We start from the raw sequence: 23,725 nt of genomic DNA on the forward strand, positions 1-23,725 counted from the left end.
TTATTTTTTGACAGTTTTTAAGGTCATTTTAGATGACTGAAATGGTAACCATTTAAAATAAACCATGCCATCAAGGTCTGTTCGATAGAATGTCACTTTTTCAGTAGCTAACCGCTCGATAATTTCTGGAGATGGATGTCCATAACGATTCTTAAGCCCACAAGAAGCAATAGCGGCACGTGGTGATGTTGTCTGTAAAAACGTTAAATGACTAGATGTTTTACTACCATGATGACCAAGTTTTAGTATATCACAATTCAACTCAGTTTCTGAATAATTTGTCAAGAGACTTTGTTCACCAGATGTCTCCAAATCCCCCATTAAGAGTAGCGTCTCACTCGGTAACGAAATTTTTAAAACAAGTGAGTCATCGTTACCACCATCACCAATCTCCATTGGATAAAGACTTTGAATAGTCAAAAAATGGCTCTCATAACTATAATGATTAAGTGTAACAGTCATTTTTTGACTCGCTGATTTTTGTAACATCTGTTGCAAGACTTTTTTGCGAGCTGAACCAGCTGGTATCACTAATTCTTTTATCCAAATATCTTTAGTAACTGCTGAAAGATCACCAAAATGATCATCATGTGCATGAGTTAAGAAAACCTTAGTTAACTCATGGTTACCTTGACTTTTTAAAAAAGGAATTAAGGTGTAATTAGCTGATGCAGTCTGACGCTTGGGCTGTCGCCAAGTATCACTTTTTTGAAATTTTTTTCTACCACCTGTATCAATTAAATAACTTCCACGATTAAAGGGTTCCCGGATATAAATTGCATCACCTTGACCAACATCGATAAATGCTACTAATCCAAATGGGTTGAAAAATTTAAAACAAGCGAGTCCACTAAAACACATACTAAAGACTACTATTCTTTGCCAACGTAAGGTACATTGAGTCAATTCATGCAAAATTATTAATTGGCATACAATTAATAAGCAAACGATAACTAATGGTGGTTTACCCATCACCATTTGGCACCCAGTTAATTGCGCACAAACATCACGAATACGATGTAACAACCCAATGAGACCATCTGTTAGTACAAAAAGACCTGAAAATGAGCACGTCAGCTCAACAAGTAACGCTCCCAATAAAAATGGCATTAAACCATACAAAAGTGCTATCGCAAAAAACGCACTAAATAAAAAGGTTAACACATTCCACTCATAGAAATAATACCAAATTAAAGGTAATGACAAGCTCGCAAGTAACAAATCAAATAATAAAAAACTGAGCCATCGTTGCTGATATTTTTTTAAAATGGGTTGAATCAATAAAATCATAAAAGATAAGTAATAAGATAATTGACCACCAACACTTAATAATACATATGGATTCAGTAAGCTATGTAGGAATAGAGTTAATGCCCAAATATCAAATAGCGATAATGGCCACTGTCGTAAAGTTACACTACGTTTTAAAAATGTTTGCATTCCTGCTCGGATCATTCCCACAGCATAACCCGTTAACAAACAAAGTAGGACGATAAAAATACCTTCTAATATAAGTTCATATTCAATTACTACGCCACATCGTAACATGAGATAGCGAAATATTGTCAAAAAGAAAAAAATATGCATTCCGGATAAACTAAAAATATGTAATATACCTAACTTTTTCCAATTTTCTTGTATATCAGAATCAGCTATTTCTTGATAGCCTAAAAAAAAGAGTTTCGTATAATAGGCCGATTCTTTTGGTAAGTGAGTATCCACATACCAAATACATCTCTTACGCCATGTTCGTACCACTAATAAAGGATTTGAAGCAGCTGTTGTGCCATTTTTTGACTGGTCAAAAGTCTCTACTAAAACCCGACCACGAATATTTTTACTAGCTAAATATGCTTGATCATTAAATCCATGTAAGTTTCTTTGTGAAGATATTGGTTGATATTTCCCAGTCACTGCGACAATCTCAGCTTGATTTAATTGTATAAAAGCCTTTTGTTGTGCCTCACTTGTCAAATAATACGTAAACTTAAAATTCTTATTTGTTTGCTTATCCTGTCCTAAAAAAGTTATCAGATCACCAGTAACGCTTACAGTATCTGGCAATATAATCACCGCTTGACTGGTAAAATTTTGCTCCATTGTCACAACTGGACGTACCAAATAAATACCCAACAATCCGCCTAAACAACTACTAATAAGCGAAGTAGTTAGTAAGACTAAGCTTTTGACAAATATAATGCGAATCAGACACAAACATAATAATAAAACGCCAAACCAGTTCACATGTAAACCACAAGCTAGCGTTAACTCAAAACATATAATTGGAAAAATTAATACCCCTTGTAACTCTTTAATCCATCGCTTCCAAGTCATCTCCAAATTGAATTTCAGCAAAGTATTTTTTTGAAAGTATTACTTGCTCAACTTCAACGCCAGCTTGTTCAATTAAGCGTAACGCATAATCGTTGTTATGATAATCTTTAAGATAAACTATTTTTTTATACCCGCTTGAATAATCATTTTAGTACATTGTAAGCAAGGAAAATGTGTCACATATATTTCGGCTTGATCCGTTTCAACGCCAAATTTGGCACATTGTAAAATAGCATTCATTTCAGCATGAATAGTTCGTACACAATGATTATCTACGAGGTAGCATCCTTCATCAATACAATGAACATCACCGCTTACTGATCCATTATATCCACCAGCAATAATCCGTTTATCACGGACAATAGTCGCACCGACGGCTAATCGTGTACAGGTACTTCTTAAAGATAATAATAGACTTTGTCCCATAAAATATTGGTCCCATGGTATTCTTTCAAACGTCAATTTTTTCTCCTACTTTCACATGGTTTTATCTTATATTGTAACGGACTCTGCCAAACTTTCAAATGTTTTTTCGCCGATTCCTTTCACTTTTTTTAAGTCCTCAATTGTTTGAAACCCATTATTCGTCTCACGATACTCTATAATAGCTTCAGCTTTCTTTTGACCGACTCCTTTTAACGTCATTAAATCTTGTAAACTAGCTGTATTTAAATTGACTTTCCCCATTTCTTGAGAGCCAGCATTATTAGTTATCTTACTCGGTACTCTCTGTGTGATTTCCGAGATAGTTTCACCTTTTTTAGGAACGTAAATCACCATTTGATCGCTAACTTTTTCTGCATTATTGATTTGATTCATATCAGCGTCATCAGTCTCACCACCAGCTAATTGAATAACATCATGGACACGCATCGTATCAGAAACTTGATACACTCCTGCTTTTTTAACAGCTCCTTTAATGTCAACCATCCAGAGTTTATCTGACTGTTGCTCTACTACTCTATTTTTAGTTATTTCTGCTTTTTTCTGACTCGATTGGCTACTGCCAACTAATAACTGATTAAGCTCATGATTACTTTCTTCTGGATGATTCGTTATTTTTTTAGAAAAGAAAAAAGTAATCATAATTGCTAAAATAATTATTAGACCACTTATTAATTTAACATAGCGTAAGTATTGCCTTTTTTTCGTTTTCGTTTTGGCACTGACCAACACCTCCTGACTTTTTTGTTCTTATCAATAAGATACAAAAAAAAGCTTAGTTTTCACTAAGCTTTTTCGGGAAGATTATTTAAAAAATTCAACGCGTCATCAAACGTTTTAATCGGGATGACTTTTATATCTAGATGATGTTTTTTAACACTCTCTTGTGCTACATCATAATTCGACTGCCACTCGGATAGCTTTTCTTTTTCTTCTGCGCTAGGTGAATCGTCTGGTGCAAAAAAGTAATCAGCACCTGCTTGCGTAGCTGCTATAACCTTCTTATCAATCCCACCTATTGCTCCAACTTCACCAGCTTGATTGATTGTTCCAGTTCCAGCAACTAAGTATCCTTTAGTAATATCTTGATTGCTGAGCATTCCATACAACTCTAAAGCAAACATTAAACCGGCAGAAGGCCCTCCAATATCTTCAGTATTAAATCGAATATCCTTTTCAGTCTCAATAACGGTTTTATCAATTAAACTAATACCAATACCAGCACGATCTTGTTTGGGTAATTGAATTAATTTACCTTGAGCTTCTTTTTCTTTTTGTTCAGCAAGATAATCAATTGTGACTGAATCGCCTGCCTTTTTATCTTTTAATAAATCAATAAACTGTTGTGCAGTTTTTGCAGGTTCATGATTAATTTTGATAATAATATCGCCTACCGCTAGCTGGGCTCTAAAAGGTGATTCTTCTAAAATACTTAAGACATAAACACCATCATTAACTAATTCATAAGGTTCCTTTGCTTTCTCTAAAGCCACTTGAATTGCCTGATTTTGAGAATTTTTCATATCAATATCTTGAACTACTTCATACTCTTGATAATCACCATCACCGATTAGTTCTTTTTTAGCGATTAAATCAGTTGTGTCAGAAAAAGATTGTAATAAATAATTGGCAACCGTTGCTTGTCTAATCGAAACGGTTGTCATCATAAGTTCACCTTTGAACCTATCACGTTTCTGATCAACTGACACATAATCACGTAGATGATCTGCCGAGCCTGGTGTCTCCAAATAATAAGGAATAGGAATAACTGTGCTCAACGCGACTAACAGAATAATTGTTAGTATTATATAGGGTAGCAGATAACGTTTTGATTTACTCGTTTTTAATTGAGTCATCCGTTTACGCCTCCTATCATATCAGTTTTTCCTTAATGGCTTGGTTAACTCCTTGAGGAACAAATTTTGAGATATCACCATTGAACTTAGCAATTTCTTTAATCATTGTTGAACTAATACTACTGTACTGCTCATCTGCTAATAAAAAGACTGTCTCAATCGACTCATTTAATTGTTTATTCATAAATGCAATGCTTTTTTCATATTCAAAATCTTGATGATTACGGATACCACGTAGTAAAAATTGAGCATCTAATTGTTTAGCTTGCTCAACTGTTAAGCCAAATGACTGTAGACAAACCGAAATATTGGGTAAGTGGCTCGTTGCTTGCTCAATTAACCGTTTTTTTTCTTCTGGTGTAAACAAGGCTTGTTTGCTTGTATTCGTTGCCACACTAATAATAATTTCATCAAACATTGTACTTGCGCGTTCAACTGTATTTAAATGCCCATTAGTGAATGGATCGAAACTACCAGGGAATAATGCTTTTTTACTTGTCATTTTTCGACTCCTCAATTTTTTTGGTAAATAATAATTTTAGTTAAACTATATGATTGTTCTTTAATTTTTTCTAGTTGTCCCTTAATGTCATCTGGTAAATCAAATTTTTTGTCGACTTCACAAACAATTAAGCCACTATCATTCATCAGTTTTAATTCAAGCATTGTTTCCATTTGCTCCACAATTTTTTGCTTTGCATAAGGTGGATCTAAAAAAACTAAGTCAACAGTAATTTCATTAGCCTTAAGCCATAATAAAGCTTTGTCAGCATCCATTTTAGTGACAGTAATTTGCGATTCCGATTTAGTTAAAGCCACATTCGATTGAATCACCTTAATTGCTTGAAAATGGTTATCAAAACAATAGGCTTTGGAACAACCTCTAGAAATGGCTTCAATTGCTAAGTTTCCACTACCGCTATACAAATCAAGGACTATATCACCGTCAAAATATGGACCAATGCGATTGAATATAGCACCTTTAATTTTATCGCTTGTGGGACGAGTATTACTTCCTTGTAACGAATTTAGCTTCCGACCTTTAAAGTCACCTGCAATTACTCTCATTCATTAATTTCCTTCCTTCTTTTAAACCGTCACTCTTATATCTATTTTTAAGCATTTAGTTTCTCACGTAATAACTGTTGATTAATCAACACATTCCGCTAATCTAATTTCCGTTGTTTGTTCTTCAAATTCTAGTGGTTCGCCTGACTTTGTCTTTGTCTTATTACCTAGGCGATTGTCAAAATTCATATTAATATCCGGACGATACGATAACTCAACACATCGAACAAAAAATAAACGATTAATTTTTTCCTTTAACTCGTCAACATCGACTTCATCAATATAAAGGACGACATATTTCATTTTTTTTGATACATAGTGTACATAACCAAAACGTTTTAATTGTTTCAATTGTTTCAAACTATAAACCCAAATAATTAATGAACGTCTGGGATTGATTGCAAAATTATCTAACTCTTTATTTTTTTCCATGACAACTACCTCCACAGCCACGACTAGCAAACTCAAAAAAGGGATTGCCTGCGTCGACTTTTATCTTTTCTGACACACATTTGGATAAATCTAATGCCAAATAGTCTAATACATTTTGCAAGGCGGTCTCACTCTGTTTATAAGTCATGACTAGTTCATGTGTATCGAGTGCACGTTTTTTCTTGCGTAGTTCACGCCTAGTCTCTTTAAAACCAGGGGCATAATTTCCATAACTTTCAATTGATTCAAAACGGTGTTTGACTTCTTGAAATTCTTGAATTAATTGTTCTACATCAGTACTGGCTTTAATTTCTTCATGATGTCTGACATAATCATCAACCAAGCTACTATCGAGTAAACACTCTTTTAGAGCTAATACTTCATCTTCTAGTTTAAAAAGTTTATCATCAACAATCATTCTATTCCCCACTACTTTCTTGTGTTTTAATTGTTGCTGATGTCTCTTTATCTTGACTAAATAACATTAACATACTATTTTTTTGAAAAGAAATCCCAATATACTTATCAGAGTTATGTAATAATTCTTCATGATAGGAACGACTACCATAAAGTGAACTAATCATAAACGGTATATCAGTTGCGGGATGATAAAACAAACCATGGACCGTCTTTTTATTCACACGTGCTTCCTTAAATAAACTATCCATTTCTTGAGATGTCAAACCAAATGGCGTTGAGTGGTTGACTCGATCTTTTTGTCGTTGCCAATAGTCTTGTTGTTCATCCGTCGTTAAGACTTTATTTGGTGCTTGATTAAATAACTCGATAGCTTTAGTTGTCTTTTCTTGTAAAGGGACATCAAATACATATGCTGATTTATTTTCACTTGACCTCAATAAATTGAGTAATTGAAGTGTCTGTTGGCGATTATCTTCATTAATAACTGACCAATCTAAATTTTCAGCAATTTTCGCTTGATACATATTTTGATCATCAGATGTATAGGGCATTAAATCTAAAAGCGATTCCTTATCTAAGTAACGAATGGCAATTAATTTTCCATTGATTTGATTTAGATGAAGCATAGCAAAAGTCCCATTATTGAACGATATCAAGGGGCGATAATTCATATCATCTTCCGTTAGTTCCATCCGATAATTTTTACCATCTTGCTTAATTAAAAAACTCGAAAAAATTGTGGTAATTTCAGATAAATCAGATAGATTCATATCAATTTGAAATGGTGCAGTATCTAACTGATGCCCGAGAACAAAAATATTTGTGACCCGACTATTTTTGATCCCAACCTCAAAAAAATCATCAAGATCATCGCCATAAACTAACCATTTGATGCCTAAGGCTGATTGATAACTTTTTTTAGGATTCGGGTATTTTTTTAACCACTCATCTTCTGTTTTACCAATATCATTAGCCATTCCACTAGTATTTAATTCAGTATGTGCCATGTTAGCAGGCTGAAAAGAGGATTCCGTTACTTCTAATTGGTGTTTCTCTTGCGGGATTTTTTGAGAAGTAATCACCGGTTTCATGTAAACTGCAATTAGTACCAAAATAAAACAAATCACAAATTGCCAAAATCGTTTCATACTTCTCACTCCTCGCTATATATTATTTTTTAAAGACTTAATTCGATTAATAAATCACCAGATTGAATTGGTTCGCCAGCCACAACATGAATGCGTTGGACCTTACCAGTTCGACTAGCGTTAATCGTTGTTTCCATCTTCATCGCTTCAGTAATTAATAATGGTTGGCCTTCAACAACATCATCACCAACTTCAACTAAAACATCTAACACTGAACCAGGCATAGTAGCACCAATATGATTTTTATTTGTTGGTTCAGCTTTTTGTTTTAATATCACTTGTGTTTTAACTTGCTGATCTTTAACTGAGACTTCCCGACGTTGCCCATTTAAATTAAAGAATAAAATCCGATTGCCTTCGATATCTGCTCGACCAATCTCATCTAATGTAATAATCAACGTCTTGCCTTTTTCAATCTGTACCTCAATTGTTTCACCTTCACGCATACCATGGAAAAAAGTTGGGGTATCCAATAATTCGACATCACCAAATTTATCATGTGTCTTAACATAATCTAGGAATACTTGTGGATACATTAAGTAACTAATGACATCAAGTTCTGTTGCTGAATAACCAATTTTTTCACTCAACTCTTTTTGAACTTCTGCAAAATCAGCCGGCTCAGCTAAACTACCAGGTCTGACTTCAATCGATGGTCGACCATTTAAAATAATTTCTTTTAACTTAGGTGGAAAACCTCCAGTCGGTTGACCTAGATTTCCTTCAAAGAAATTAATTACTGACTCAGGATAATTCAAAGTACGTCCGGTTTCATAAATATCTGTTTCACTTAGTTCATTTTGAACCATAAATAAGGCCATATCACCTACTACTTTAGAAGATGGTGTGACTTTCACAATATCACCAAACATCTGATTAACCGTTGCGTACATCCCTTTAATCTCATCCCATTGATCCTCTAATCCAACAGCTTTTGCCTGTTGCTGTAAATTAGAATACTGACCACCTGGCATTTCGTGTGAATAAACTTCTGTTTGAGCAGCACTGATACCATTTTCAAAAGGCGCATAAAATTTTCTAACATCTTCCCAATAATGGTTTAACTCTTGAACGTTATCGCTATTAAGGTGTGGCTTGCGGTCATCGTTACCTAAAGCAAAATATAAACTACTCATACTTGGTTGACTTGTTGCACCACTCATTGCACTCATCGCAACGTCAACAATATCGACTCCCGCATTAATAGCTGCTGAATAAGTCATAATGCCATTACCTGCAGTATCATGAGTGTGTAAATGAATTGGTACATTGACAGTTTCTTTTAATGCCGTAATTAATTGATAAGCAGCTTGTGGCCGTAATAAACCAGCCATATCTTTGATTGCAATAATATGAGAACCCATATTTTCTAGCTCTTTTGCCATATTTTGATAATAAGCCATATTATATTTTGAGCGATTTGGATCTAAAACGTCACCAGTATAACAAATCGTTCCCTCTGCAATTTTTCCAGCATCACGCACATATTGAATACTTTTTTCCATTTGTGGTAACCAGTTTAAACTATCAAAAATTCTGAAAACATCCACACCTTCTTGAGCAGCTAAATGAATGAATTCTTTTAAAACATTGTCCGGATAGTTTTGGTACCCAACTGCATTAGAACCTCTAAACAACATCTGGAAAAGTGTGTTCGGCATTAACTTGCGTAACTGGCGCAACCTTAACCATGGATCCTCATTTAAAAAGCGATAAGCCACATCAAACGTTGCTCCACCCCAAACTTCAGCTGAAAATAATTCAGGAATACCAGAGCCAGTTTGTTCAGCAATATGCGCTAAGTCAGTCGTTCGTACTCTTGTTGCTAGTAAGCTTTGATGCGCGTCTCTAAATGTTGTATCTGTTAAAAGGACCTCATTTGTTTGCTTAACAAAATCGACCACAGCATCTGGTCCTTTTTGATCCAAAATCATTTTAGGTGTCACAGCACTGTCTAACCGTACTAATTTTTTAGGCAATCGGGCAGGTTTCACATATTTTTTTTCTACTTTTTCAATTCCTGGGAATCCATTGACCGTAATCTCAGAAATATAACGCATAGTTTTATTGCCACGGTCACGGACTCTTGGAAAATTAAATAGTTCAGGTGAATTATCAATAAAAGTTGTAATCGCCTGACCTGAGGTAAACTCAGAATGTGAAATTACATTAACTAAAAAAGGTATATTGGTTTTAACCCCACGAATTCGGAATTCTTTTAATGCTCGTAACATTTTTTGAATGGTATGCTCAAAGGTTAAAGCATGTGTACAAACCTTAACTAACAAGGAATCAAAGTAAGGAGTTACAACGGCACCTGAAAAAGCATTCCCTACGTCTAGACGAATACCATAACCACCGGGTGAACGATATGTATCAATTTTTCCGATATCTGGTAAAAAATTATTCAATGGATCTTCTGTGGTAATACGGCATTGTATGGCGTAACCATGAATACTCAATTCTTCTTGCTTTGGAATGCCAATTTCTTGATGTAAATCCATTCCCATTGCAATTTTTAATTGTGATGTCACAATATCAACATCGGTAATTAATTCAGTAATTGTGTGTTCCACTTGAACACGTGGATTTACTTCAATAAAATAAAACTGACCGTCTTCCACTAAAAATTCGACCGTTCCTGCATTAACATAATTAACATGTGACATTAACTGTACAGCGGCCTGACAAATAGCCTGACGTTGCTCATCAGTCAATGAGACACAAGGAGCTACCTCAACTACTTTCTGATGACGACGTTGCACGGAACAGTCACGTTCAAACAAGTGCACCACATTACCATGTGTATCCCCTAAAATTTGAACTTCGATATGTTTTGGATTAGAAATATATTTTTCAACATACACCTCATCACTACCAAAAGCCGCTTTAGCCTCACTCTTAGCACGCTTGTATCCTTCAACAGCTTCTTGTTCATTGTGAGCAACACGCATACCACGACCACCACCACCTAAAGCGGCTTTAATCATCACTGGATAGCCATGAACTGATCCAAAATCTAAGACTTCATCAATAGACTCTACTGGGCCATCTGTTCCAGGAATTGATTGGACACCAGCTGAAACTGCGGCTGCTTTAGCTTTAATTTTATCCCCAAAAATATCTAAATGATGTAGTGTCGGCCCGATAAAAATAATTCCTTCTTCTTGGCAGCGACGAGCAAAATCGATATTTTCAGATAAAAAACCATATCCTGGATGAATTGCATCCACGTGACTTTCTTTCGCGATACGAATAATATCTTCAATATCTAGATAGGCATCAATTGGTTTCTTACCAGAACCAACTAGATAAGCTTCATCAGCTTTGAAACGATGAACGGAACGATCATCCTCAGCAGCATAGATAGCCACCGTTTTTATATTTAATTCAGTACATGCGCGAAACACCCGAATCGCGATTTCTCCCCGATTTGCAACTAGGACTTTTTTCATACCCAACTTCCCCCAATAACCTATTTATTTTTTATCTTCTTCTTGTTGAACTAATTGAAGTGCATAATGTTCTTGGTAAGCTATTTCGCGCTTTTTCTCAAATTGCTTACGCTTTTCATCTGCACTAATATTTAATGCAATACCAATACTGACCGATAAAGTAATCAAACTAGAACCACCTTGACTTAAGAAGGGGAATGTTACACCAGTTAATGGAATAATCCCAGTAATTCCACCAACATTGACAAACGTTTGAATTAATAGCATACCGCCTATTCCAATACACATTAATGAATTAAAGGTATCGTTTGAACGAATTCCCACAAGTAAAATTCGTATAATTAAAAATAATAAAACAGCTAAAATAAAAATTGAAATAATTAGGCCCAATTCTTCTAGTACGATTGAAAACATAAAATCAGTTTGGGCTGCACTTAGAAAGCCTTTTTTCTGAATACTATTCCCAATGCCACGGCCAAACCAACCACCGTTGCTCATGGCATAATATGAATTGACCATTTGATGACCATCACCAAGCGGATCAATAAAGGGATTAGAAAACGTTCTGAATCGCTGATAGACATAACCAAAGCGTTTTGGAAAAATAAAACCACCAGTTAACGTAATTAACTGAATGGCTAGGAAAGAAAATGTTACTCCCCCAATTAAACAGACCGTCGTATACATATAATTGATTCCACTAGCTAAAATAATAACTAACGCAATTAATAATAGGATTGCTGCTCCACCATTATCCGGTTGAATAATAACAAGAGTAATTAATCCGCCAATTAAAATCATCGGCTTTTTAATCGCTTGTTTAAAATCACGAGCTATCAGATTTTGACGTCGTGATAAAATATAAGATAGATACCAAATAATAATAACTTTTAAAAATTCAATTGGTTGTAAAGTAATTGGTCCTAACCTAAGCCAACCATCTGCACCACCACCAGATGTTCCTAAGTTACTGAACTTTGTCAAGACCAGCATGGCACTAATAAGAAAAATGCCAGTCATAATCAGCTTTTTATCACGAAAATTAGCTGTTTTCATTTTGTAAATAAAAACAACACCAATTAAACCAACAATAAAAAATCCTGCCTGCTTAATCGCATCTTGAGCTGGATTTAATCCCTTTGATGCTAAAGTGGCAGAACTCGCGCTATACACCATAACAATCCCTAAAATAGATAAAAATAAATAAGGAATTAGGATACTATAATCTAGATAGAAGCGTTTCTTTACACGCTGATGCAAAGGGATCACTTCCTTTCATTTACCTCTTTTTGTCCATCATAAATTTTATTATAAACATCATTTAATTCAGCTTCTAAATCTTTAATTAACTGGTAGCCAGTTTCTTTTGTAATCACACCTATTTTTTGCGCATAATCTAATTGTTTTGAGTAGCCATACATTTGTGTATCAATGACTTCTTCAAAGGCTCGACACTGTGCGATACATTCGTAATTATGTTGTTTTTTAATCAATCGCTTAATTTTTTCGGCTTCTTCTTGCAAAACAATTAATCCGGCTTCTTTAGAACTATCTAACATGATGATAAGCCTCCTTCATTGTGTTTCATTATATCATAAAAAAGCAAATGGACTCCACCGAATTTCACGGATATCGCTAAAAATTCACGGATGAAAAACGTTTTCTTATCTTCCTTCGTATTAGTTGCGTTATAAAACATCTAAACGCACCATAAAGGCTATGGTATACTTAACTTATTCTTTCATTAGGAGGTCAGTTATGATAGAGAAAGCTTTAACTATTTCTTACTCTAATGCATCTAGTCAAAGTGGTATCCAAGCTGATTTAACAATATTTCAGGCTTTCCATGTTTTTGGTTTTACCACCATAACAAATTTACTTTTACCAAACAAATCTTCAAATTATCCGATACAAAAATATCCGATACAACCAACTATTATTAATCAACAACTTACAACCGTTTTATTAGGCGGCCCAATTAATGCCGTTAAAATTGATATATTAGACGTATCTGATTTACACATTCTTACTTTAATTTCTGACTATCATGAACAATTCAAACATATTGTAATTGATTTATTTCCTTTAATTCACCAAAATGAAACCGATGCCCTCACTATTAATCCATTTAATATGCTACGTCCGTTATTTTTATCTACAACTTGTATCATTTTAACACCTGACATAGTCTCCTTAATGATTAATCAAATGAATGTCAGTTTGGAGAAACACTTATTAGTCGCTATTCATAAATTAATTGAGGCCGGTTTGACAAACATTATTATTTTGGACCAGTCACTTTCTGAACTAAATTTTCAATTACACCGCTCTAATTCGCAAATCCTTAGTCGTTCCCTCAAAAAAAGTGATGTACCATCCGAAATGTCAATTCGAGCTTGTTTTTCAGCAGCTCTAACAGCTAACTTAGCAAAAGAATTACCGATTGAAAAGGCCTTTAAACAAGCCATAGATTATATTGAAAATGACTTGTGAATTTATCCTCTCATTGCACTCGATCAACTTTAAAAAATAAGCAACCCGTCATTTTTAATGAATGACGGGCTGCTTATTTAAACTGATTATTTTCGAAATTAGCAATGCCCTCTACCAGGATTGAACTGGTGTTCCCGGGTTACGAATCCGATGTTCTACCACTGAACTAAAAGGGCAAAAGATTATATAACTAGTGTAATCCTTTTTTGAAATTTTTCAAGCCCTTCTAGCTAATTTACATTATTTCAGGTAATTTTTTATAAGCTAATTTTTTAATAATAGACTCATGTTCTGGATAATCCGTTAACAACTCACTTTGTGTAAATAATTCAAAATCTTGAAAATCAAATCCTGGAATCACAGCACAGCTGACTAGTGCATAATCATTAACGACAGTCGAACCAAAAATTGTTCCTGCTGGTACCACAAAATGTAAACGGTCACCTGGTTGTTTTCCTAAAGAAACAGCTGCATATTCTCCATTAGGATAAATACAATGAACGGTCAAAGTCTCACCTTCATGAAAATACCACACTTCATCTGCAATTAAACGATGAAAATGTGAGGGGCTGTCAGGCGTTAATAAAAAATAAATACTTGTATACAATGCTCTGTTTTTTTGATTAGCTAATTGATACCGATTTTGACTTTCTTCCGTACGGCGGTAATAACCACCCTCTGGATGTGGTTCTAAGTCTAATTGTTTAATCCATTCATCTTTAGATTTCATTCATTAACTTCCTTTCATTGATAGACAACTGGTCGACGGTAATAATCTTGTGGTTGACCAGAAAGTAATTCATATATTTGACCACCTTTGATATCGAGCGATAACCAAGCTTGATTTTTTTGATTAACATTCGTAATTATTGGACAAGTCACTTGTTTTTTTGTTGTTTTAAGAAACGTTGGCCTAGTTTATCAAAACCTAATACACGTAGATAAGGATGTTGTTTGGTTTCTTCAATTTCTTTAGTGGTAACTTGTAAGAGGATATAGACACATAATCGCTGTAACCTTGCCCATGTATAACGTTTTGATTTGACCAATTCAATTAATTCAGCAAACGTTTGAGCATGATTCACTGCTTCTTTTAATCGATATTCTAGACCTTCAGACATCTGATACACTGTGCGTAATTGCTCAATATCAGTTACTTGGATCTGGTATTTTAAAAATGGCCATAGCTTTTGCCAAGTCACTTGGTGTTTCATTATTAAATCTTGATAAGTAATCTCAGGAACAACTGATTCTAGCTGAGTCACTTGACCATTTGCAAATGCTTGACGAATAGCAGTTGCACTAGCAAATCCCTCAGTTCCTAGTTTAGTATCATGATATCCACCACCTTGTCGATTAATCGGTAACAATGACATAGGACTAGGTAAACTAGCATTGGCTTTTGCATAGGCCATTCCTAAAATATGATTAGGTGACGAAAAATCAAGAGTCCATTCTGGAAATAAGTGGCGATAAATGGTTGTCATTTGTTGTGGATAACTCTGCCCATTATTTTTTAATGATTGGTACAATGCATCAATTTGCACTTGATTCTCTTGATGAGAACGACCAAATGCCTCATAATCCAACTGGTCTGATGTATCAGTACCAAAACAAAGTGTATTAACACCAAGTAATTGGAGTAAATTGACAGCACCTTTAGCAAAATAATCAGCAGACTGAACAGCGTGTGCAAAAGGTAATTCAATAACTAAATTTACCCCATTAGCCAAAGCTTGGTTTGCGCGAGTCCACTTATCATAACAAGCAGGTTCACCACGTTGTAAAAAATTTCCACTCATCACTGCGACAATCACATCATCGCCACTAAGCTTTTTAGCTTGTTCAACATGATACTGATGCCCATTGTGAAAAGGATTATACTCAACAATGACCCCGCAACTACTTAACATAACAAATCCTCCTTTAAAAAATAATAGACTGGTTCAAAACCGATTAGTTTCGTTCCAGTCTATTATCATGATGTCGTTGTAACTTACTTATAGCACACAAAAAACCAGCGAGTCGATTGATCAGTTGGTGCATCATTTGTAAAATCAGCACATACGTCAACTGCTGAAAAACCAGCCTCTTGTAGTAAACCAATGTAGGTATCAATCTCATATGTTCGCTCTTCATGTAATTCATCAAAACGAGAAAATTTCCCATCTTCTTCTTGGATAAAGAACGTTAAAAAATGCTCTACACTAAATGGATGCTCACCTGGATATGATTCCCATAAAAAGGCGAATTCTTCCGTTTGATAGTGATAACTATATTCTTTAAATAATTCTTCTACTTGATAGATAGAATGAACGTCAAAAATAAATTTCCCTTGATCTTTTAGGCCTTGATGAACGCCTTGAAAGACTTTTAGAACCGCGTCTTCATTAGGCATGTAACACAGTGAATCTGAATAACAGGTGACTAAGTCATACGTATCCTGTTCCTCTAAAGCCAACATATCGCCCTCACTAAATTGTGCAGTTGACTGACAGGCAATACCACGTTTTTTAGCTAACTCAATCATCTCTTTTGATAAATCAACGCCAGTAACTTGGTAACCTGTATCCGCCAATTTAGTCGATAGAATACCTGAGCCACAAGCTAACTCTAAAATAGACTCACACTTTTTTGGTACATGAGCTAACGTAAATTCTAGCCATTTGTCATATAGCGTGTCATCCATGACTTCATCGTAGATTCTAGTAAATGTTTCATAACTTGCCATAATATTATTCAACCATTGCTGAAATATCAACTAATGGTGCATCACGCCATAATTTTTCTAAATTATAGAATGAACGTTCTTCCCCATAAAAGACATGGACAATGACATCATTTAAATCAATTAATACCCATTTTGCTGAGTCTTTTCCTTCAATTCGGCTAATCTTGTAACCAGCTTTTTCTGCCTTTTCTTCAATTTCATTGGCAATTGCCAAGACTTGACGGTCATTGTTTCCATGACAAATAACAAAATAATCTGCCAATAATGAGACTTTAGATACATCCATTGCTATAATTTCTTCTGCACGTTTATCATCAGCTGCTTTCACAACTAATTCAACTAATTTTTTACTATCGATGATGATTCCCTCCTAAATTTACTTTGCCACCCAACGATTATAAGTGTCAATCGTCTTTGGGTATATTTTATGATTATTTTCGATTAAATACAACAGCGTTTGTTGCGTTTCAAATGCAACAGCTAAATCTAATGACTGTTTAGCCAACTCTCGGGCTTGATTTACGACCGGAAAATCACGACCATCTTCCACATAATCTGCGACATAAATTATTTTATCTAGTGTCGACATTTCTTCAGAACCCGTGGTATGAACACGAATCGCTTGTAAAATGCTAGAATCGGTTATCCCTAGCTCATCACGGACAATCTCTGCTCCAACGAGACCATGCCAAATTTGATTACCGTAACTAATTAATGATAAATCAAATCCACGTGTTTCAATATAGTGAATCATCTCTGAATCTGGGCGCTCTTTGGCGTAATCATGCGTTAAAGCAGTAATACTCACACGTTCTAAGTCAGAATAATCAAATCGTTGCGCTAATTCAAGTGCTTTTTTCTCCACACGACAAATATGAGCAAAACGCGATGCTGATAGTTGATTAGATACGCGTTCCAATAATTCTGTACGACTGCCAATAAAATAATTACCAGTATAAATTACTTCAGTCATCATGACGATATAATCCTTCTTTCTCAATGTAGTCAATTACTGCGTCAGGTGTGTAATATCTAACCGAGCATCCTTGTCTAATTTTTTGTCGAATCATACTTGAACTAATGTCGAGCAATGGCACATCGACCCATATTAATGGATAAGGACTTTCCACTGCATAACCCGGTCGATTAACACCAACAAATTGGACTAATTGCACTAACTCATCAATTCGGTGCCACTTTGGTAGATACTCAACCATGTCACCACCGATGACGAAATAATAGCGCGTGTCAGGATTTTCGTCAACTAATTGCTTAATTGTCTCATAAGTAAAACTTTTTCCTTGACGCGTAATTTCACAGGTTTCAATTGCGAGTGTTGGATTATCTTTAATCGCACACTCCAACATTTTCAAACGATGTTGGGCTGAAATTACTTTTTTTTCATCAATATGCGGGGATAGATAAGATGGCATTAAATAAAATTCATCCAAACCTAATTGCTCACGAACTTGGTCAGCTATAATCAAATGACCATGATGAACAGGATTAAAGCCCCCACCTAGAATACCAACAGCTTTTTGATAAGCGGCTGTTAGCTCTTGATTTTGTTGTTCTTGTTCAACTTGGCAGCGGGATAAATGTTGCTGATACACTGGATATCACCTCGATTAAATTTTTGCCACTTGCTGAGAAATCTTTTGAAATTTTTCTTTTGATGATGGACGATAGACCACAAGTACACGACCAATAATTTGAACAACCTGACAATGTAGTGTTGTTTCAAAAACTTCTGCTACTTCAGTTGCTTCTTCATCTGTATTTTGTAACAAAGTAACTTTAATTAGTTCACGTCTTTCTAAAAGTTCATTGACTTGTTCTAATAAAGTTTCACTAAGACCACCTTTTCCAATTTGTACTAATGGATCTAAGTGATGCGCTTCACTTCTTAAGAAGCGTTTTTGTTTTCCTCTAAGTTTCATCTATTTATTCCGACCTCTCTTGTCTCTTTAAATTAATGCTTTACGAATCACAACATCGACACCTTTAGGCGCCCAACCAGCAACTACACATGGTGACTTCACAGTAATCCAACCCAGTCCAGCAAAGACTAAATCAGTTGGTTCTTTAATTGAAAATTCAAAACGAACCAATTTTGGAAAATCTCCTAATTCATTTGGACGAGGTGGTTGTAATAATCCGCCCGCATGTTTAGCATAAAACTCATCTGCGGTTGCCGTCTTCGTACGATGGATATCTAAATCATTTGATACATAAGCAATAAATGCTGTTTTATCACCTTGTAGATAATCAAACCGCGCAACTCCACCTAAAAATAGGGTTTGCTCAGCATTTAATTGATAGACTTTTGGTTTAATTTCTTTTGTAGGTGAGGTTAATTTTAAATCTTTATTACCTAGATAATGTGCCATTTGATGACGATGGATAATTCCTGGTGTGTCGATAATAAAATGACCATCTTCTAATGGAATCTCAATTTTATCTAATGTTGTACCAGGAAATTGTGAGGTCGTAATGACGTTATCAACACCAGCTGTCGTACTAATAATAGCATTAATCAATGTTGATTTACCAACATTGGTCACGCCAACGACATAGACATCGCGACCCTCACGATACGTTTCAATTAAGTCTAATAAATCTGACATCTCATTTTTTTTCTTTGCACTAGTTAATGCAATATCGATAGGGCGTAATCCAGCCTCGTGCGCCCGTTCACGCATCCACTGAATTAATTTACCTCTTTTCAATGATTTCGGCAAAATATCCACTTTATTTCCGACCATTAAGACAGGATTATTCCCTACAAAACGATGTAATCCAGGAATTAAGCTTCCATTAAAGTCAAAAATATCGACCACATTAACAATAAGTGCATCTTGCATACCAATGCCATTTAGTAATCTTAAAAATTCATCATCTGTCATATTCACATCTTGGATGTCATTATAGTGGCGCAAACGGAAACAACGTTGGCAATAAACTTCATTTGTTTCTAAACCCTTTTCTAAAGCTGATTTTGGTGTATATCCAATCGTTTCCGGTTCCTCAGTTTGAATATGGGCACCGCACCCAATACATTGTAAATCTTCAGTCATTCAACGATTTCCTCCATTTCATTTCTTCTGGATATAATTCAATTAATCGGCGCATCACACGTCGTTCACGTGCACGATTAAACTTAGTATTCCAGGCATCACTTGTTACAATTGGTTTAACTAAAACGGTACGGATCCCCGCCCGATTAGCACCTTTAATATCTGTCATTAGTTGATCACCGACCATAATTAATGATTCTTTGGGTAAGTTATACCGTCGTTCGACAATTTTAAAACCACGTTGAAACGGCTTCATCGCACGCGATACAAAGTCTAGCTGTAAATGTTGAACAGCACGTGCAACCCTTGTAGCTTTGTTATTTGATACAACAATAACAGGGATTTCTGCTTGTTTCATTGCGTCAATCCACTTTAGTAATTCTTCTGTGCCATCAGGATTGTTCCATGCAATTAAGGTATTATCTAAATCTGTTAAGACAGCCTTAATGCCTAACTTTTTTAATTGGTCTGGCGTGATATCATAAATGGCATCAATCATCCAAGTTGGTTTATAAATCTGATACATGGCTAATTCCTTTCATAAAAAAAGGAGTAACTTAGTCAGTCCTCCTCGGTCTTTTCTTCATTATACGTTAAAACGCCATAAAATTCACCTAAAATATCTGTAGAATGCGAAATAAAAAAAGGCAGAGACTAGCATACTAGTCTCTGCCTCAGATTGAAGACAAACCAGTTGCTCATAAAGGGTAATTGGTTTGTTTTTTTGTATCTTATCATTATTTTTGATAAAATTCCCAAAATAGATAAAAAAATAGAGCCCTTCAGGTCTCTTAATTTAAGCATTTTTGCTAATTTTTTAATGTTAAGGCATGCGAAAGTGAGCCCAATTTTCATGTGCATTTTTTCTTTCCCAATTAAATTAGTGTAACGTAAGCCATGAAATTCTTTTGCCGTTCCAAATAATCGCTCAATTGTTTGTTTTCGATTATTATATATAGCTTTCATTCCAAGGGAATGACGTATGTCTTCACAACGTTCCATATCATTTTCCCATAAATGTCGTTGAATTAATTTCCTCTTTTCTTTTGACTCAGTACAATAGGCAATCAAAGGGCATTGACTACAATCAGACGTATTACTTTTGTATTCACGATATCCGTCTCTGTTAGTTGTTGTATAGCTTAAAATTTTCACATTAGGGCAGATATATTGATCGTAGTATTCATCGTAAACATAATCATGTTTTTTATAAAATCCTTTTTTGGTCATAGGTCTTTTATATGGAAAAATAGGTGTTAAATTATTTTGAAATAATAAATGGGCTATACCAGGTGTTTTGTATCCAGCGTCCATTACTAATTTATCTAAGGTAAAGTGACTTTGTAATTTATTATAGATATCGATGAATGTCCGACTATCATGTTGATTACCAGGATGAGTTGTATATCCTAAAACCCAACCATTCTTGTCACATGCTACTTGTGCAGCATAAGCAAAAACCTGTTTATGCTCTCCTTTATGGAACCAACCACTCTCATCATCTGTTTTACTAATTTTTTTATGTTTTACCTGATTTTCACTTTCCTCTCTTCTTTTTAAGGGCTTTTTTAATCTTTTTTCTCTATCTATTTCAACTTCTTTTTGTAGTGATTCCACATAAAAAAGAGTTTCTTCAGTAACTTCGTTACTTTCATATTTTTTATTATTTGCATGTGCTTTTATATGAGTACCATCAATAAATACTTCAGAAGTATCCACTAATTCAGCTTCAATACACTGTTCTAATATGCCGTAAAATATTTGTTCAAAGATATCTGTACCACGAAATCTTCTAGAATAATTTTTGCCAAAGGTTGAGAAGTGAGGAACAGCATCTTCGATATCCAAACCTAAAAACCAGCGATAAGCCATGTTAACCTCAACATCTTTAATAGTTTGTCTCATACTTTTTATACCATAAAGATACTGAATCAACGGAAGTTTAATTAATAGAACCGGATCTATACTAGGGCGGCCATTTGATTCATCGTATTTATCTTCAACTAACTTATAAATAAAATTAAAATCTACATATTTATCAATATCTCTTAATAGATGTTCCTTGGGAACTAAATCTTCTAGAGAATAAAAACCAATTTGATTACGTTTGCTCATATCTTGTTTTTTTAGCATGGAAGCAACTCCTTTTCTCTATTTTACCAAGAAAAAAAGACAAAGTATCAAATTTTTGATACTTTGTCTACAGTCTGAGGCAGAGACTAGCATACTAGTCTCTGCCTTTCAAATTTGCCTCTTTAATTCATCATAGTGAAAAATCATGAGGGACTTCTTCACCAGACAATACTCTTAACGCGCCATTTCTTAAAGCTTCCATTTCAAATTCACCTGGATGAGTCGTCACTGGTGCGATAAAAGATACACGTTCTGTAATCCAATCTGTTAATAAATTAGAATATGCTAAACCACCAGTAATAACAATCTGATCAACATTTCCCTTTAAAACAGTTGCTAATTCTCCAATTCCTTTAGCTACTTGATAGGCCATCGCTTCAAAAATAAGCTTAGCCTCCTCATCACCTGCTGCAATACGTTGCTCTACCTCGATACCACTATTTGTACCTAAATAAGAAATCATGCCACCTTTTTTACGTAACCAAGTCATCATTTCTGCTTGTGACATCGTATAGCATAACGGAATAATTTCTTTTAATGATAAACTGCCCGTACGTTCCACTGAAAATGGACCTTCGTCATCCAACGATAAATCGATCATTCGGCCATGTTCATGTGCACTAATTGTTGACCCGCTACCTAAATGTGCCACAATTAAATTCAAATCATTATAATCTTTATTTAAATCTTGTGCTGTTTTCATTGCAATTGCCCGCATATTTAACATGTGGCCAATACTACGGCGTTTTACACCTTTTAGACCTGAAACACGAGATAATTCATGGTATTGATCGACTGTAATTGGATCATAAATCATTGCAATACAATCCTCTTTGCTTTGTTCTTGAAAACCTTTAGCTAACATTGCACCTAAATTAGATGCATGATGAACATCTGTTTTATTAACCAACCAATCAATCATTGTATCATTTACTAAGAATGCTCCTGCTTCAACAGGTGGTAAAGACCCCCCACGTCCAACAACTGCATCAAAATCGGTTCGATCAATTTTTTTATCATCTAAAAATGATTGAATCAATGCTAAACGATATTCGTACTGATCAGCAATTGTGTCAAATTTTTCTAGTTCCGTCGTTTCATGATGCACGCTCTCGTTTAAACACTCTTGCTTATCTTCATAATAGGCTACTTTTGTTGAAGTTGACCCTGGATTAATTACTAATACTTTTTTCATCATAGCCTCCCTACATTGCACACGCAATCATTAATGAATTAATTTTTTCTTCAGTTGTTGATCCTCGTGACGTGATAATAATAGGTACAGTAGCTCCCAATACCAAACCAGCCATTTTACCTTGACCAAACGTAATCATACTTTTTCCTAAAAGATTGCCAGAAACAATATCTGGCACTAATAAAATATCCACTTCACCAGCTACTGGACTGTCATACTCTTTTTCCACAGCTATTTCTTTACTAAGAGATAGATCTAACGAGATAGGCCCTTCAACAGTTGCATTCACAAATTCCCCTGCTTCATTAGCTTCTTTTAATGCTCTAGCATCAAGTGAAGCTTGTAATTTAGGATTGACACTCTCGCTAGCATCTAATACAGCGACATTAGTGTGTGTGTAACCTAGTTTATTAGTTAAATTTAATGCATTTTGTAGAATGGCTTTTTTCATATCTAAATCCGGAGTTAACATCATCCCCCCATCAGTTAAAAATAATAATTTATGATAATAGGGGATTTCATTGATTGCTACATGTGATAAAGCCTCTTGTTCTCTAATCCCGTGTTCTTTATTAACAACTGCCTTTAATAAATCTCTAGTTTGTATATGACCCTTCATTAATACATCACCATATCCACTACGGATCAAAGAAACAGCTTTTCTAGCTGTTTCTTCATCTCCTTTAACATCAACTATCTCTAATTTTTCTAAAACATCAACCGAAATAGCTAATTTATCAAGTAGTGGTAAAATAAGCTCTTTGTCACCAACAAATATCGGTGTCAAAATGTTGTCTGCAAATAAAGTTAAAACTGCCATTACTGTTTGTTCATCTGTTGGATTTGCGACAACGACTTTTTTTGGTTCTTGTGTATTAGTTGAAAGGTGACTCTTTAATTGTGCAAATGATGTGACAACCATTTGAGCACCTCCATAAC

Annotated in this window: 23 protein-coding genes, 1 tRNA gene and 2 pseudogenes; 1 reads left to right on the forward strand and 25 read right to left on the reverse strand. The window is 34.9% G+C overall.

Annotated elements, in window-relative coordinates:
* The 12 genes and pseudogenes from BW732_RS02585 to BW732_RS02640 form a co-directional block, all read right to left on the reverse strand.
* On the reverse strand, positions 1-2,334 hold the full coding sequence (locus BW732_RS02585; RefSeq protein WP_077275328.1) for a DNA internalization-related competence protein ComEC/Rec2: 2,334 nt from the start codon (positions 2,332-2,334) through the stop codon (positions 1-3).
* Positions 2,312-2,760 (reverse strand): annotated as a pseudogene (locus BW732_RS02590) (ComE operon protein 2). Before BW732_RS02590 ends, BW732_RS02585 begins: the two are co-directional and overlap by 23 nt.
* A 66-nt stretch (positions 2,761-2,826) precedes the next feature.
* Positions 2,827-3,507 (reverse strand): helix-hairpin-helix domain-containing protein, encoded by a 681-nt coding sequence (locus tag BW732_RS02595; protein ID WP_077275329.1) that lies wholly within the window; start codon positions 3,505-3,507, stop codon positions 2,827-2,829.
* A gap of 56 nt (positions 3,508-3,563) precedes the next feature.
* Positions 3,564-4,634, reverse strand: a complete 1,071-nt coding sequence (locus BW732_RS02600; RefSeq protein ID WP_077275330.1) for a SepM family pheromone-processing serine protease — start codon at positions 4,632-4,634, stop codon at positions 3,564-3,566.
* A gap of 16 nt (positions 4,635-4,650) precedes the next feature.
* Positions 4,651-5,136, reverse strand: a complete 486-nt coding sequence (gene coaD / locus BW732_RS02605) for a pantetheine-phosphate adenylyltransferase (protein ID WP_077275331.1) — start codon at positions 5,134-5,136, stop codon at positions 4,651-4,653.
* An 11-nt stretch (positions 5,137-5,147) separates the two neighbouring features.
* On the reverse strand, positions 5,148-5,702 hold the full coding sequence (gene rsmD / locus BW732_RS02610; protein WP_077275332.1) for a 16S rRNA (guanine(966)-N(2))-methyltransferase RsmD: 555 nt from the start codon (positions 5,700-5,702) through the stop codon (positions 5,148-5,150).
* A gap of 81 nt (positions 5,703-5,783) precedes the next feature.
* Complete coding sequence (locus BW732_RS02615) at positions 5,784-6,134, reverse strand: YlbG family protein (RefSeq protein ID WP_077275333.1); 351 nt, start codon at positions 6,132-6,134, stop codon at positions 5,784-5,786.
* Complete coding sequence (locus BW732_RS02620; protein ID WP_077275334.1) at positions 6,121-6,552, reverse strand: YlbF/YmcA family competence regulator; 432 nt, start codon at positions 6,550-6,552, stop codon at positions 6,121-6,123. Before BW732_RS02620 ends, BW732_RS02615 begins: the two co-directional genes overlap by 14 nt.
* Position 6,553: 1 nt before the next feature.
* On the reverse strand, positions 6,554-7,702 hold the full coding sequence (locus BW732_RS02625; RefSeq protein ID WP_077275335.1) for a CAP-associated domain-containing protein: 1,149 nt from the start codon (positions 7,700-7,702) through the stop codon (positions 6,554-6,556).
* 29 nt (positions 7,703-7,731) lie between these two features.
* Positions 7,732-11,157 carry a pyruvate carboxylase gene (locus BW732_RS02630; protein WP_077275336.1) on the reverse strand — a complete coding sequence of 1,142 codons (3,426 nt, stop codon included), beginning with the start codon at positions 11,155-11,157 and terminating at the stop codon, positions 7,732-7,734.
* A gap of 24 nt (positions 11,158-11,181) precedes the next feature.
* On the reverse strand, positions 11,182-12,417 hold the full coding sequence (locus BW732_RS02635; protein ID WP_077275337.1) for an FtsW/RodA/SpoVE family cell cycle protein: 1,236 nt from the start codon (positions 12,415-12,417) through the stop codon (positions 11,182-11,184).
* Between the two features lie 5 nt (positions 12,418-12,422).
* On the reverse strand, positions 12,423-12,716 hold the full coding sequence (locus tag BW732_RS02640; RefSeq protein WP_077275338.1) for an Fpa/YlaN family protein: 294 nt from the start codon (positions 12,714-12,716) through the stop codon (positions 12,423-12,425).
* Between the two features lie 199 nt (positions 12,717-12,915).
* Between BW732_RS02640 and BW732_RS02645 the strand changes: the two genes are divergently transcribed.
* On the forward strand, positions 12,916-13,650 hold the full coding sequence (locus BW732_RS02645; RefSeq protein ID WP_161485500.1) for a bifunctional hydroxymethylpyrimidine kinase/phosphomethylpyrimidine kinase: 735 nt from the start codon (positions 12,916-12,918) through the stop codon (positions 13,648-13,650).
* A 105-nt stretch (positions 13,651-13,755) separates the two neighbouring features.
* On the opposite strand, the gene BW732_RS02650 is transcribed toward BW732_RS02645, so the two are convergent.
* From BW732_RS02650 to BW732_RS02710, 13 genes and pseudogenes are all read right to left on the reverse strand, one after another.
* A tRNA-Thr gene (locus tag BW732_RS02650) sits at positions 13,756-13,826 on the reverse strand.
* Positions 13,827-13,885: 59 nt separating this feature from the next.
* Positions 13,886-14,380, reverse strand: a complete 495-nt coding sequence (locus BW732_RS02655) for a cupin domain-containing protein (protein ID WP_077275340.1) — start codon at positions 14,378-14,380, stop codon at positions 13,886-13,888.
* Between the two features lie 14 nt (positions 14,381-14,394).
* Positions 14,395-15,563 (reverse strand): annotated as a pseudogene (locus BW732_RS02660) (nucleotidyltransferase).
* Positions 15,564-15,646: 83 nt separating this feature from the next.
* A complete protein-coding gene (locus BW732_RS02665; RefSeq protein WP_077275341.1) occupies positions 15,647-16,381 on the reverse strand; it encodes a class I SAM-dependent DNA methyltransferase in 735 nt (244 codons plus the stop codon).
* A 4-nt stretch (positions 16,382-16,385) separates the two neighbouring features.
* Positions 16,386-16,742 carry a ribosome silencing factor gene (gene rsfS / locus BW732_RS02670; RefSeq protein WP_077275342.1) on the reverse strand — a complete coding sequence of 119 codons (357 nt, stop codon included), beginning with the start codon at positions 16,740-16,742 and terminating at the stop codon, positions 16,386-16,388.
* Positions 16,743-16,757: 15 nt separating this feature from the next.
* Entirely contained in the window at positions 16,758-17,357 is a 600-nt protein-coding gene (gene yqeK / locus BW732_RS02675; protein ID WP_077275343.1) for a bis(5'-nucleosyl)-tetraphosphatase (symmetrical) YqeK, read from the reverse strand.
* The gene (locus BW732_RS02680; RefSeq protein ID WP_237301605.1) at positions 17,347-17,907 is read right to left on the reverse strand and encodes a nicotinate-nucleotide adenylyltransferase; all 561 of its coding nucleotides are present in this window, start codon (positions 17,905-17,907) and stop codon (positions 17,347-17,349) included. The genes yqeK and BW732_RS02680 overlap by 11 nt, the downstream gene beginning before the upstream one ends.
* Positions 17,908-18,009: 102 nt before the next feature.
* Positions 18,010-18,321, reverse strand: a complete 312-nt coding sequence (gene yhbY, locus BW732_RS02685) for a ribosome assembly RNA-binding protein YhbY (protein ID WP_077275345.1) — start codon at positions 18,319-18,321, stop codon at positions 18,010-18,012.
* A 27-nt stretch (positions 18,322-18,348) separates the two neighbouring features.
* Positions 18,349-19,458, reverse strand: a complete 1,110-nt coding sequence (gene yqeH, locus BW732_RS02690; protein ID WP_077275346.1) for a ribosome biogenesis GTPase YqeH — start codon at positions 19,456-19,458, stop codon at positions 18,349-18,351.
* On the reverse strand, positions 19,451-19,984 hold the full coding sequence (locus BW732_RS02695; protein WP_077275347.1) for a YqeG family HAD IIIA-type phosphatase: 534 nt from the start codon (positions 19,982-19,984) through the stop codon (positions 19,451-19,453). Before BW732_RS02695 ends, yqeH begins: the two co-directional genes overlap by 8 nt.
* 128 nt (positions 19,985-20,112) lie before the next feature.
* Positions 20,113-21,591, reverse strand: coding sequence for an IS1182 family transposase (locus BW732_RS02700; protein ID WP_077275348.1), 1,479 nt, complete (start codon positions 21,589-21,591; stop codon positions 20,113-20,115).
* A 130-nt stretch (positions 21,592-21,721) separates the two neighbouring features.
* Positions 21,722-22,789 carry a butyrate kinase gene (buk, locus tag BW732_RS02705; RefSeq protein ID WP_228414961.1) on the reverse strand — a complete coding sequence of 356 codons (1,068 nt, stop codon included), beginning with the start codon at positions 22,787-22,789 and terminating at the stop codon, positions 21,722-21,724.
* 7 nt (positions 22,790-22,796) lie between these two features.
* Positions 22,797-23,708, reverse strand: a complete 912-nt coding sequence (locus tag BW732_RS02710; protein ID WP_077275350.1) for a phosphate acyltransferase — start codon at positions 23,706-23,708, stop codon at positions 22,797-22,799.
* Positions 23,709-23,725: the final 17 nt, after the last annotated feature.

It is taken from the genome of Vagococcus penaei, from assembly GCF_001998885.1.
GTDB classification, from domain to species: domain Bacteria; phylum Bacillota; class Bacilli; order Lactobacillales; family Vagococcaceae; genus Vagococcus; species Vagococcus penaei.